This is a genomic window from Burkholderia sp. SCN-KJ (genome assembly GCF_024656005.1).
Taxonomy (GTDB): domain Bacteria; phylum Pseudomonadota; class Gammaproteobacteria; order Burkholderiales; family Burkholderiaceae; genus Burkholderia.
Genome location: NZ_JANKOG010000040.1, coordinates 12261 through 25110 on the forward strand (window position 1 = coordinate 12261; position 12850 = coordinate 25110).

Annotated in this window: 10 protein-coding genes and 3 pseudogenes; 6 read left to right on the forward strand and 7 right to left on the reverse strand. The window is 61.6% G+C overall.

What is annotated here, in order from left to right; genetic code table 11:
- Nucleotides 1-22: 22 nt before the first annotated feature.
- Complete coding sequence (locus NQV17_RS35140; RefSeq protein ID WP_257775762.1) at nt 23-1174, reverse strand: hybrid-cluster NAD(P)-dependent oxidoreductase; 1152 nt, start codon at nt 1172-1174, stop codon at nt 23-25.
- A gap of 8 nt (nt 1175-1182) precedes the next feature.
- Entirely contained in the window at nt 1183-2442 is a 1260-nt protein-coding gene (locus tag NQV17_RS35145) for an aromatic ring-hydroxylating dioxygenase subunit alpha (RefSeq protein WP_257775763.1), read from the reverse strand.
- Between the two features lie 274 nt (nt 2443-2716).
- Between NQV17_RS35145 and NQV17_RS35150 the strand changes: the two genes are divergently transcribed.
- Both NQV17_RS35150 and NQV17_RS37970 read left to right on the forward strand, forming a co-directional pair.
- Nucleotides 2717-3637, forward strand: coding sequence for a LysR substrate-binding domain-containing protein (locus NQV17_RS35150; RefSeq protein WP_257775764.1), 921 nt, complete (start codon nt 2717-2719; stop codon nt 3635-3637).
- A gap of 281 nt (nt 3638-3918) precedes the next feature.
- A pseudogene (locus NQV17_RS37970) lies at nt 3919-5094 on the forward strand (M24 family metallopeptidase).
- Here NQV17_RS37970 and NQV17_RS35170 read toward each other — a convergent pair.
- Nucleotides 4988-5575: an FAD-binding protein gene (locus NQV17_RS35170; RefSeq protein ID WP_257775768.1), complete on the reverse strand. Its 588-nt coding sequence runs from the start codon at nt 5573-5575 to the stop codon at nt 4988-4990. The pseudogene NQV17_RS37970 and the gene NQV17_RS35170 overlap by 107 nt on opposite strands.
- Nucleotides 5576-5871: 296 nt before the next feature.
- Here NQV17_RS35170 and NQV17_RS35175 point away from each other — a divergent pair, with 296 nt between their 5' ends.
- The 3 genes and pseudogenes from NQV17_RS35175 to NQV17_RS37975 form a co-directional block, all read left to right on the forward strand.
- A complete protein-coding gene (locus NQV17_RS35175; RefSeq protein WP_257775769.1) occupies nt 5872-6399 on the forward strand; it encodes a hypothetical protein in 528 nt (175 codons plus the stop codon).
- A 15-nt stretch (nt 6400-6414) separates the two neighbouring features.
- Complete coding sequence (locus tag NQV17_RS35180) at nt 6415-6798, forward strand: helix-turn-helix domain-containing protein (protein ID WP_257775788.1); 384 nt, start codon at nt 6415-6417, stop codon at nt 6796-6798.
- A 44-nt stretch (nt 6799-6842) separates the two neighbouring features.
- Nucleotides 6843-6932: pseudogene (locus tag NQV17_RS37975) on the forward strand (IS4 family transposase); the annotation flags it as partial.
- Nucleotides 6933-6939: 7 nt separating this feature from the next.
- On the opposite strand, the gene NQV17_RS35185 reads toward NQV17_RS37975, so the two are convergent.
- Complete coding sequence (locus tag NQV17_RS35185) at nt 6940-8103, reverse strand: IS3 family transposase (RefSeq protein ID WP_257775770.1); 1164 nt, start codon at nt 8101-8103, stop codon at nt 6940-6942.
- A gap of 138 nt (nt 8104-8241) precedes the next feature.
- Here NQV17_RS35185 and NQV17_RS35190 point away from each other — a divergent pair.
- A pseudogene (locus tag NQV17_RS35190) lies at nt 8242-8334 on the forward strand (hypothetical protein); the annotation flags it as partial.
- 60 nt (nt 8335-8394) lie between these two features.
- Here NQV17_RS35190 and NQV17_RS35195 read toward each other — a convergent pair.
- The 3 genes from NQV17_RS35195 to NQV17_RS35205 form a co-directional block, all read right to left on the reverse strand.
- Entirely contained in the window at nt 8395-9426 is a 1032-nt protein-coding gene (locus NQV17_RS35195; protein ID WP_257775771.1) for a GlxA family transcriptional regulator, read from the reverse strand.
- Between the two features lie 85 nt (nt 9427-9511).
- Nucleotides 9512-10519 (reverse strand): LysR substrate-binding domain-containing protein, encoded by a 1008-nt coding sequence (locus NQV17_RS35200; RefSeq protein WP_257775772.1) that lies wholly within the window; start codon nt 10517-10519, stop codon nt 9512-9514.
- 830 nt (nt 10520-11349) lie between these two features.
- Nucleotides 11350-12843 (reverse strand): aldehyde dehydrogenase, encoded by a 1494-nt coding sequence (locus NQV17_RS35205; RefSeq protein WP_257775773.1) that lies wholly within the window; start codon nt 12841-12843, stop codon nt 11350-11352.
- Nucleotides 12844-12850: the final 7 nt, after the last annotated feature.

A 12850-nucleotide genomic window follows, 5' to 3' on the forward strand; every position in this document is an offset into this window, starting at 1 on the left:
ACTGGTGTCGGGACGACGGCCGCTACAGATCGAGCACGAGATCCGACGTGGGACGGCTGCAGCACATCAGGCGCAGCCCCTTGTCGATTTCCCGCTGACGGATACCGCCGTTGTGCTGCATGTCGACCGTGCCGTCGAGCACCACGGTCTTGCATGTTCCGCAAATGCCCTGGCTGCACGACGACGGCAGCGCGACGCCCGCCTTGCGCGCGGCCGACAGCACCGTCTCCGCGCCACTCATCGGAAAGGTCTTGCCCGACTTGGCGAGGCGAACCGTATACGTGCGGACACCCGCCTCGGCCCCCTGTTGCGGCGCGTCGACCGCGTCCGCGGCAGGTTCGACCGTTTCGGCGAAGTTGAAGCTTTCCTGGTGATAGCGGGCGGGATCATGACCACCCTGCGCGAGCAGTGCCTGAGCGGCGTTCATGTAGCCCGCCGGGCCGCACGTGAAGACTTCGCGGTCGCGATAGTCCGGAACGTGCTGTTGCAGCAGTTCGAGGCTGAGCCGGCCGGTCGGTCCGCGCCAATCCGGCTCGGTTCCCGGGGCCTCGCAGATATGGATCACCTTGAGGCGGTCGGCTTCCGCACTCAACCGCTCCAGCTCATCGCGAAAGACGATGTCGGCGGGCGTTCTCGCGCTGTGCACGAAGACGATGTCGCGATTCAGTCCGAGGTCAATCGCCGCTCTCGTCATCGACATCAGCGGCGTCACGCCCGAGCCGGCGGACAGGTAAAGCACCTTCGCGGCCGGCCCCGACGCCGGCGTGAAAATGCCGGACGGGCCGAACGCGTGCAGTTCGACGCCGAGCCGCATGTTCGCATGCAGCCAGTTCGACATCACGCCGCCAGGCGCGCGCTTGACCGTGATCGACAACGTGTACGGCCGCGTCGGCGGCGACGATACCGTATAGCAACGGCTGACCGGCACGCCGTCGACGTCGGCCGACACCGTGATGAACTGGCCGGGCTCGAAGCTGAAGGGACGCCCGTCCTTCGCGCTGAACACGAAGGTACGGACGTCGTGCGTCTCGTCCCGCACGCGACAGCACACCAGCGTCTTTTGTTCGCTGCTGTCCCACTGGACGTCCGCGCGTTCCCAGGTAGCGGGATCCGAGAAACGATTGGTCGCGGCGGCGGCCGGATCGGCCACGCAAAGGTTATCTCTGACAGTCATGACGATACTCAGATGCCGTGAGCCTTCAGGCGCGCGTCGTACCAACGTGCGAACTGTTCGAGCGCGCCTTCGGTATACGTCGAGTACGGGCCAGGGACATAGGCGGGGTCCTGCGTCCCGCTATGCGTGATCCCGACGAGGTCGGCGTCCTGCCGGGTCGTGGCGACCCACACTTCGGTCAGCGTCTTGACGTCGTAGTCGACGCCTTCGACCGCATCCGCATGCACGAGCCACACCGTGCGCACGACCGTCCTGTCGGGTGCGGTCGGCAGGGTGTACGCGACGACCGCGTGGTCGCTCATCACGTGCGTCCACGAGTGATGGGTCCACATATGCACGTCGCCGAGATCGCGGCGCGGCAGATCTCCGAGCAGCTTCGTACACGCGACCTTGGTATCCATCGTCTGCGATTCGCAGGCGCCGGCAATGACGAGCCGCTGGGTGCGGAAATTGGTCTGGACGCTCTCTTCGACCGATTCGAACGCCTCGCAGATATAGCCGTCGTCTTCCCACTCCTTCTTGCGCGCGGCATTGTGGGCGAGATAGGCGTCGTAGTCGCGTAGCGATTCCTCGCTCTGGCCATCCGGGCAGAAGCCGAAGTCGTGCGCAAGGAACGATTGCGTGAGCTCCGGGTGCGTACCGCCGCAGTGATAGCACTCGCGGTTGTTCTCCATCACGAGCTTCCAGTTACCGTTCTCGACGATGGTCATCTCGTGCGCGATCTTCGTGCGCTGCATGTCGTGCGGCGTGAATCGCGGCGCCATCACCGTCTCGAGCTTCGAGAAATCCTCCGGCGCTTCGTCGGCAAGGCAGACGAACACGTGCGCGCCGACCACCTTTACGTGCACCGGGATCAGGCTGCGGCACTTCGTGTCGAAATCCCTGCCCATGTGCGTCGCGTGCTTCAGGCTGCCGTCTAGGTCGTACGTCCACTGGTGATACGGGCAAACCAGCATGCCGACGGTGGCCTTCGTCGCGCTCTTCATCAGGCGCGCGCCGCGGTGGCGGCATACGTTGCGGTACGCGCGGATGTTCTCGTCGTCGTCGCGCACGACCAGGATGGACGACTTGCCGATATCGACCGCGTAGACGTCGCCCGGCTCCGGCACGTCGGCCGTCACCGCGACGAAGATCCAGAGCTTCTCGAAGAACACTTCGACGTCCGTCTCGAACACATCCTGCCGGCCGAGAAGCCCGGCCGGCAGCCCGTGCCCGGGTTTGCGGCTGTCGAGCAGTTCACGGTGGGTCTTGAGCGGAACGGCAGACATCGTACACCTCCAATGGGGTTGATTTTCGCTATGCTTTTTTCAAACTTTGAGCGAAGTATTGGAGGGGCAATTTCACGCGTCAACGCGCTATATTTTCTCGGTCGCATTACTTTATGTTATGCAAGAACGCGCACGCCGCCGGCCCCTTGGTTAACCCGAATCCGCGCGTTGGAAACGCGCGAGTCGGTACGAGCCCGCATCGCAACATCGGCGACTTGACCGGTACAATTTGGAGACACACGATTCGCCCCGGCCGCACGAAAAACAGACTCAAATGACGAAAGGAACAAAAGGATACCGGCGGATCGTGCCGTCGCTGACTGCACTGGTCGAATTCGAAGCAGTCGCCCGCCTCGGCAGCTTCACCCACGCGGCGGCCGAACTCGGCGTGACCCAGGCGGCGGTCAGCCGGCAAGTGCGCTTCCTCGAGGAAACGCTCGATGTGCGCCTCTTCCATCGTCTACACCGCTCGATCTCGCTGACGAACGAAGGCGAAATGCTTTATCTCGCTGTCGCCGAATCGATGCAGCGAATCGCCGGCGCATTCGACCGTCTGTCGACGGGCGCCGACCAGCAGGAGCTCGTGCTCGCGTCGACCGCATCGTTCGCGCAGTTCCGCCTGCTGCCGAGGCTGCCCAAGCTCAAGCACCTGAACCCGTCACTGAAGCTGCGGCTGACGACCCAGATGTTTACCGCGGACCTCCGCCAAGTGGAAGTCGACGTCGCGGTGCGCTATGGCGACGGAAAGTGGGCGGACGGAACCTCCATCCTGCTGTTCGACGAGGAAGTGTTTCCGGTGTGCTCGGCCGCCTTCATCGGGGAAAACAGCATGCCGGCATCCGTCGAGGCGCTCGGCGCGCTTCCGCTGATCGAATCCGACTCGACGTCCGAAGGCTGGATGGGCTGGGAAGCGTGGTTCCGCTCGGTCGGCCACCGTCCGGCCAAGCTGAACTACGCGCTGCGCTGCAGCCTCTACACGGATGCAGTACAGGCAGCCCGATACGGGCAGGGTGTCGCGCTTGGCTGGAGCCGACTCGTGCACGACCTGCTGGCGACCGGTGAGCTGGTCCGGATGCCGGTCGGTTCGTGCAAGACGAGCGATGCCTATTTCGTCATCGTGCCTCACGGCCGTTCGTTGACGCCCACGGTCACGCAGTTGATCGATTGGTTACGCGAGGAACTTCCGGTTCGGTGACGCGCCGCGCCGGCCCGGTTGCCGCCGGCGATCCCGATTCGAACGGTAGCGGCATGATGCCGCTCGCTCGCGTCGCCTGCTGTCGAACCCGACGACATCGCGGCCATCGTCAAGTACCGTCCTTCGTATAATTTAATGTAATGTGATTATGAAAATATAGCGCGTTGACCGGCCCTTTCGGCGTTTCGATACTGATTCAAAGGATCCCGCCCGCGCACGAAGCGGCAAGCGCGGCGCTGCCATGAGTCCGGACGGATCCATAACGACGAACTCGAGGAGCAATGTCAGCGGTCAGCACGCTTCATGCGGCGACAACGATGCAAACGAACGGGGCCGCGAGCGTTCCGGACGATCTGATGGAGCGCGTGCGCGCGTATCGCATCGATCGGGTCAGGAAGGAACTCGTTCGGCGGGACTGCCCGGCCATCGTCCTGTACGACTCGGTCAACATCCGCTATGCGACCGATACGTCCAACATGCAGGTCTGGACCGGGCGTAATCCGACGCGCTACGTGATCGTGTTTGCACATGGGCCCGTCATCGGCTTCGAGTTCCACAATTGCGAGCACGTGTGGAAAGACAGCACGCTCGACATCGAGCTGCGCGGCGCCACGTGCTGGAATTTTCAGTGCGGGCCCGGAATCGGCGCACAAGGCCCGACAGTGGGCGCGCGAAGTTGCCGATCTGCTGCGCCAGCACACGCCGTCGGAGATGCGCATCGCAGTCGACAGGCTCGACGCCCGAAGGCTTTTGCGCGCGGCAGGAAGAAGGCGTGCGCGTCGCGGACGGGCAGGCGCTGATGGAACACGCGCGCGCCGTGAAATCTGCGGACGAACTGCAATTGATCAAGACCGCCGTCGACGTGTGCGAGCCCGGCATCCGGCGCATGCGCAACTTGTTGACGCCGGGAATGAGCGAATAGGATCTCCGGGCCCACCTGCACTACGAGAATATCCGGCTTGGCGGGGAATGGATCGAGACGATACCGGTCTGGTCGGCCCGTTCGGCTATTGCGCGGATATTTCCAGAACCTGGACGGTCGGCCATGTTCGCCCGACCGACGCCCAGTGCCAGCTCTATGCCGCCGCGTACGCGCAGCTGATGACCAACATGGATTTGCTGTGTCCGGCATGGCATTCAGTGAGTTCGCGAAGCGCAGCTGGAAAATGCCACACGCGTATCAACAGAATCGCTACAGTTGCCTCGCGCACGGCATCGGCATGGTGGACGAGTATCCGTCCGTCGCGTACTACATGGATTGGGACAGCGCCGGCTACGACGGCACGTTCGAGAGCGGGATGACGTTGTGCATCGAAAGCTATATCGGCGCGGAAGGCGGCGACGAAGGAGTCAAGCTCGAGCAGCAGGTGCTGCTGACTGAAACCGGCTGCGTGCCGATGTCGACGTTTCCGTTCGAAACGGACTGGGCCAGAACGCATCGGTCACCTGCAGCGTGATCTCCGACACCACGCCGAACATGCCGATGTTCACCTGCGTCGCATGCAGCAGGTCGCGGTCCTGCCGGTCGCTTACCTTCATGATCGAGCCATCCGGGCGCACGATGCGCATCCCGACGACCTGCGACGACAGGTTGCTGAGCGTCGTCCCCGTGCCGTGCGTGCCGGTGGCCAACGCGCTGGCGATCGCCTGCGAATCGATGTCGCCCTGGTTGACGAGCGACAGGCCGAGTTTCTTCACGTGCCGCGTCACCGCAGTGATTTTGGTGCCGGCTTTCACGGTCACGCGCTTGCGCGCTTCGTCGACCGCCACGATGCCCTGGTAATCTTGCAGCGACAGCAGCAGGCCGCTGGTGGCCACGACGGGCGTGAACGAGTGCCCGGACCCGGCGCACCGCACGTGCTTGCCCCGCCGCGTCGTGGCATGCACCAGCGCCGCGATTTCGGCCTCGCTGGTCGGCGACGCCAGGTGCGCGGCCACGCACGACTGATTGCCGACGCAGTTTCTCCAGAATCCGCCACGGGGAAGTTCCGTCACCGTCTCTCCAGCGTCGTATTGGTGCCAAAGATAGGGTGCCGAAGGTTTTCCACTATCGGATCTTGGCAACTCCGGTTTTTGACGAGGCAACACCGGGCCTGCGCTTTTTTGACCGGCGCGGCGAGCGGCTACAATGAATCGATCCGGCCCGCCCCTCGATTACGCCGTCTGCCCACCCGAGCGATTTCTCCGGCGACCCGCTGTTCGCGCGAACGGTCGCGTTCTGCGCGTTCACCGACGTGGAGGACCAGGCGCGCGCGTTCGACGGCTGGAACATGAACTACACGCAGATCTCGGGCGGCCCGTTTCACGGCTCGTCGTCGATCATGTCGCTGGGCGGCATCAAGCTGCTGGTCGAGGATCTCGACAAGGTCATCCTGCAACAAGGCGCGGTGCCATTGGTGCGGATCGCCGTCGCCGTGCCGCTGGAACTGGAAGGCCACGCGCGCCTGTGCGGCGAGAAGAGCGGGCGCGACAGCCTACACGTGTTCTCGAGCCAGCCGGAATTCGAGTTCTATTCGCCTGACCGCCATCTGCTCGTGAACGTCGAAATCGAGCCGGAGAAACTGTCGACGCCACCGCTGCGCACGGTGGCCGAGTCACTGCGCGCTCGCACCCACGCGCCGGTGATCCCGATGGCGACCGGTGTGGCTGACCATCTGCGCGACCTGCTGCGCCAGACGCTGGTCGCCGCCGTAAAAACCACACGCGTCGACGACGTGTCGACGCAGGACAGGATTGAACTGCTCGAACGCACCGTGCTGTAGGCGATCTCGGAAGTGATGACGGCCGCCACGCCGGACGCCGGCGCACGGATCGTGCGCCCGACGAAATACTGGTCGCTGGTCAGTGCGGTGCGGGAGCGGCTGCAGGATGCATCGACCTGCCCGCTGTCGATCGCCGAACTGTGCGTGGAACTCGGCGTCAGCCGGCGCACCACGCAGTACGCATTCCGGGATACGTTGAACCTGAACCCGATGGCGTACCTACCTGCCGTGCGGCTGAATCACGTGCGCCGCGAGCTCCGGCTCGGCGACTCGGTGACGTCTGCCGCCACCAAATGGGGCTTCTGGCACCTGAGCAGTTTTGCGCAGGACTATCGCGCGATGTTCGGCGAGCTGCCGTCGATCACGGGGAAGCGCTACGCCGCGCGCCGGGCGATCTAGCCCCGCCGCCGCCCAGCCTACTACGGTCGCTCGTCCTGCTGATTCTGGCCGTGTTCATGGTGGTGGCGTGGCGCATTCTACGTCTCCTGAGATTAGGCCGCACTTGCCCGGACCTCGCTGCCGGACTGCTGTTTGTAGTGGTCAACTAATCCCGGACACTGCGTTAAGTTTTTCTTCCGCAACCGCCGGCACCAGTCCGTCATTGAACTGATGCGGCCGTATCCAGTTGTACCGGTGCATCAGGTAGTGGCTGATGTCCCGGTGTGCCTCCTGCGCCGACATGTAGCCCACTGACGGTAGCCATTCGGTCTTGAAGCTGCGGAACAGCCTCTCCATCGGGGAGTTATCCCAACAATTTCCTCGACGGCTCATGCTCTGCTGTATCCGATAGCGCCAGAGGCGCTGACGGAATTTCCGGCTTGCATATTGGGCGCCTTGATCCGAGTGAAACAGCAAGCCTTGCGGTCGACCACGTTGCTCATAGGCCATCTCCAACGCCTGCACGACCAGATCGGCATCAGGGCGTGTCGAGAACGGCCAGCCAACAACCCGACGCGTGAACAGGTCGAGTACTACGGCCAGATAATGCCAATGGCCCTGCGCCCAGACATACGTGATGTCACCACACCACACCTGATTCGGCGAACCAACCTCGAATTCGCGATTGAGATGGTTCGGGATATCGATCCGCTCGACCGTGACCTGCTTGTAGGCATGGCGGCCCGGCTGCTTGCAGATCAGCCCGAGTTCTTCCATCAAGCGGCTGACCTTGAAGCGGCCAATCGCTGTACCTTCCTCGCGCATCATGCCCATGATGCTGCGGCTGCCAGCAGAGCTTCGACTCTCGATGAACAACTCGTGTACCCGGCTACGCAGTGCCATGCGCTCGGCATCAACGCCTCGGGCTCGCCCTCGGTTTGCATACAGGTAGGACCGCGACACGTCGAATACCGCGCAGATCAGCTCGACCGATTCGCTTGCGCCAATCTGATCAATTACTTCGTACGTTCGATGCCTTCCGACATCAAGAGCGCGGTAGCCTTTTTTTAAAATGGCTTTCTCACGCTCGAGGCGTTCGATACGCGCCTCGAGTTCCTGAATACGTTGTTGATCCGGCGTGATTGCCTTGCCCTGCGGCGTGATGCCCTGGCGTTCCATCTGAAGTTGCTGCACCCAGCGGCGCAGCACCGTCTCGCCGACGCCGACCGAGCGGCTTGCTTCCATATGGCTATAGCCTTGGTCGAGCACCAGACAGGCGACTTGCTGTTTGAACTCCGGGGAAAACGTACGTCGTTGCTTGCTCATCAGACACCTCTTCATGGCGAACATTCTCGCCTAAATCAGTGTCCGGCTTCATTAGACCACTACAGTTTGAGCCCGACGAATGGAAGGCGGCCTAAATCTTCAACAAGAAGAGCCCGACCGACAACCCGCCGCAGTTGAATGAAGTGGTACGGCTCGTCGCCACGCTCGGCGGCCTCCTCGCTCGAAGGCGATGGTGAGCCTGGTATCAAAACCATCTGGCTAGGCAGGCAGCGAATCGTCGGCTTCGTTGCGGACATCAGGTATATTCGCGAGGTTGAGCTACAGAATGCCTTAAATGTCGGGCGTTGTTTGAATGTTTGCCAGCCGCGTCGCACGATAAACGTTCGGCGACACATCGAATTCTTTCCGAAACTCCCTACCGAAGTGCGACGCGTCCGAAAATCCGCACGACATCGCAATATCCGCGATAGTCCGATCGGAACTCGTCAGTAGCCACGACGCCATCCGGATTCGGATATGTCTCCAATAAGCACGAGGCGTCTTCCCGGTTTCAATAACGAATAGCCGTTCGAGGTGCCGAACCGACACTTCAAGCCGGCGTGCCAGTTCCGATTGACCAAGCGGTTGGCCGATATGTTGCTCCATCAGGAGGACCGCACGGCGGACCTTCGGATGCGCCGCAGGCGCCAGGCCCGGGGGATGAGGTTGTGGTGCATTACCCTTCTGTGCATCGTCCACGAGCAGAATGCGAAGAGCCTTTTGTACTATTGTCGCGTCGACGTGGCGCAACAGAATAGCTGCCGCAACGTCAATCGAAGCACGTCCACCCGAACACGTAATGCGGCGTCTATCGATCACAAATAGTCGATCTGCAACGATATTGCGCTCGTCAGCTCCCGGAAAACGCTCGACGAAATCCCAATAGTGAAACCAACTGACGCAGATACGGTGTCCGTTCATTGTACCGGCCCGCATCAGTGCGAACGCACCGGTACAAATCCCCACAAGCGTGGCCGATGCTTCCGCCATTGCGCGGATGAACGCAAGCGTTGCGTCACCAGCTGGCGGCCCCGAATGCAACAACCCACCGACTATGACGACATAATCGAACGCAACAGCGTGGTCAAAAGTCATCCAAGGGGCGACTTGAATACCGCAACTCGCACGCACTGGCACGAGACTTTCGCCGATGATCGTCCAGGAACAACGGACTGGGCGACTCAAATCACCTTCATCGCTCGCCAACCTCAGCAAATCGACAAATCCGGAGAATGCGGTCAGAGTGAAATTGGGTAGTAAGACGATTCCGAAACGGATCTGCTTCGAATCTCCGCTTCTAGCGTCGATGGAATGGCTAACCATGGAACTGCCTATGTAATTGCCGTCCAAAGAATCAAGTATTTCCGGTGCCTGTCGAACCGGTTCGTCCGCTTCTCATTCAACTTGTTCAACTGCTAGCGCCAGACGACGCGCTTGTGTCGAGCCAACCGTGCATCATCGCCTCGACTTCGTCGTTCAACCAGTTTCGAAACTGGTGATACTCCGGCCGAGCTCGTGAATTGCGATGTGTAATCAAATAATGATGACGATCGTGAAACGTCAGCACGTCGGGCACCGGCCGAATTAGCCGGCCTTGGTCAATTTGATGATGCAGCAAGTGATGCCAACCAAGCAGCGTACCCTCGCCAGCCTCGGCTTGGGCAACGAGCAGCCGATAGTCGTTGCTCTCGAAGTGCTTGTTTTCGAACTGCCCATCAGTGCCATCCCCTTGTTGGAACCAGTTTCGCCATACTCGCCAATCCACGTGCTCACATACTTGCGCTCTACCGAGGAGTGACAAATTCAGCGTTGGGCTGGCAAGCAGGTCTAAGGGCTTCAGTGACTGGCCTCGAAAATACCTATCGTGGAAGGACGGGCTGCAAACCGGATAAACGATGTCATGGAACAACGGTTCGACTTCGAATTCCGGCTCGCGCGGCGGATTTTTCGTGATGATGACATCGGGCTCGATGAGCCCGTCCAACTCCATAAAATGCTCCGTCACCATCACATGCAGCCGGAAATCGGGATACTTCTGGCGAAACGCGGGAAGCCGAGGCGATAACCAGAGCGCCGAGAATGTGTGTGACACGCATACCATCAAGGCGAGCTTGTCGGTCCGGCGCACTGCCTCCGCCGCCTCCGCGATGTTCATAATCGACAGATACGACGCGTTGTAAAGGATTCTTCCGGCATCAGTCAAAGCAATATGCCTGCCCGTACGTTCGAATAGGGCGACGTCCAGCGAGTCCTCGAGTTCCTTAATTTGTCGGCTAATCGCCGCCTGCGTCACACACAGCACCTCGGCCGCCTGAGTGAAGCTTTCGTATCGTGCCGCTGTGACGAAACACCGAAGTGCTCGGAGTGACGGCATCTGCGCGAGGAGACGGTCTGAAAACATCTGCTTTTTCAACATGGCATCACTCTAAAATCCGATCTTCGTTGTACAGTTGCGGCCAGCCGGTCGCCTCGCTCCGATAGACAGAGACATTCATCGTACGCTGACGCTTTCAGAACCCGGAGGCTACAGGTTGCGAGCCCACCTACCCGCGTGCAAACGCCCCATCGCTGGACCAGCGTCACGATGGTGCCATTCAGCTTGTGAACGCCTAAGCCCAATTGTCGGAAGCAATTTTGGAGACCGCAAGACGCATTCTTCAGTGATATCGCCACGACAGACGCAATGCCCGAGTATCCACGCACGAGATTGCTTCGTTCGCTTCATTTCTGCATACTAGCTGGACAAAATTTCATGTATGCCATCCTAGCGCGGCGCTTGTCGCCCGTCGTACCTTGTCGGCCTCCAGCACTGCCTTAGCAGGCTCAATTATCTCCTTCCCGGATGACAGCGGGTCGAACCATCGCTGCTCTCCGCCTCCAACAATCTTTCCAATCACGAAAGCAGCGCCGTTGCGGTTCCCGCCGGATGATGATTGACCGTACCCTTTGTACTCTGCCATGGCGGAGATCTGTATCGCCTGCGTCACCACGGTCGTTAAGTAAATATACTTGGCCCTTCGCGAGCAGAATCGTGGTTTTAAGGCTGCTCCCGCAACGTCATAGAACGAGAATGGAACCCACTAGCGAGGCTAGTCAGGAGTCTACGGCACAATCATGAGACAGTTCACATTCCGCTCACGCTGGGCTTCGATAGATGCTCATGCCGACTAGTACCCTCCGTCCACTTCAACCACTCCCGCATCTATTTGATCTGGGTGGACAAATGCGAAGGTGCTGCCGGGGCTCTCAGTCGAGCTTCAGCCAGGTGGTCTTCAGTTCGCAGTATTGATCGTGCGCGTACACGGATTTGTCGCGGCCACCGAACCCCGACTGCTTGAAGCCGCCGAATGGCGTCGACAGGTCGCCTTCGCCGAAGCAGTTCACCGTGACCGTTCCCGCGCGAATCCGCGCGGCGACCTTGTGCGCACTGTTCACGTTGTCGGTCCACAGCGACGCTGCGAGCCCGTAGCACGTATCGTTCGCGATCCGCACCGCGTCGTCGACGTCGTCGTACTCGATGAAGCACACGACCGGCCCAAACACCTCGTCGCGCGCGATGTTCATCTCGGGCGTCACTTGGTCGAAGATCGTCGGTTCGACGAACCACCCGCCGGTTTCCGCGAGAATTGCGTTCCCGCCGCACACCACGTGCGCGCCTTCCGCCTTCGCCTTCTCGATATGGCCGAGAACCTTCTCGTAATGCTTCTGCTCGATCAGCGCCCCGAGCTTCACGTCTGGGTCGAGCGGGTCGCCGGTCTTCCAGCCGGCGAGCACGCCCTGAACCTTGTCCAGCAGTTCCGCCTTGCGGCTCGACGGCACCAGAATCCGCGAGCCGGCACTGCAGTTCTCGCCCATGTTCCAGAATGCGGCCGCGACCGCCTGTTCGGCGACCGCGTCGAGGTTCGCGACGTCCGGCAGGATCACCTGCGGGTTCTTGCCGCCGCATTCGAGCACGACGCGCTTCAGGTTCGTATCGGCCGAGTAGTGCAGGAAGCGCTTGCCGGTTGCGGTCGAGCCGGTGAACGCGACGAGATCGACGTCCGGATGGCGGCCGATCGCCTCGCCGGCCTCGCTGCCGAACCCGGTGACGACGCTGAACACGCCCGGCGGCACGCCGGCTTCCAACGCGAGATCGGCGATGCGCAGCGTCGACAGCGAGGTCTGCTCGGCCGGCTTCACGACTACGCTGTTACCGACCGACAGCGCGGGGCCGATCTTCCATGCGAGCATCAGCGCCGGGAAATTCCACGGCAGCACGGCGCCGACGACGCCGATCGGCTCGCGCGTGATCATGCTGACGACGCCCGCACCGGACGGCGACAACGCGTCGTAGCGCTTGTCGGTCACTTCCGCGTGCCAGCGAATGCATGCGGCCGACTCGGGAATGTCGAGCCCCAGGCATTCGCCGATCGGCTTGCCGGCTTCCAGCGCCTCGAGCAGCGCGAGTTCCTCCGCGTGCTCGTCGATCAGCTGCGCGACGCGCAGCAGCACTGCCTTGCGATGCGCGGGCGCGGCCTTCGACCAGACACCCGATTCGAACGCGTCACGCGCGGCCACGACCGCCCGCTCGACGTCCCGCTCGTTGCATCGCGCCACGGCGGCGAGCACCTTGCCGGATGCGGGGTTGAGCGTGGCGAACGTCTCGCCCGACGCAGCCGCGCTGCGTTGCCCCGCGATGAACGCGCGACCGTCGAGCGACAACGCATTCGCCTTCTGTTTCCAATCCTGATGGGTCGTCATGTCGTTT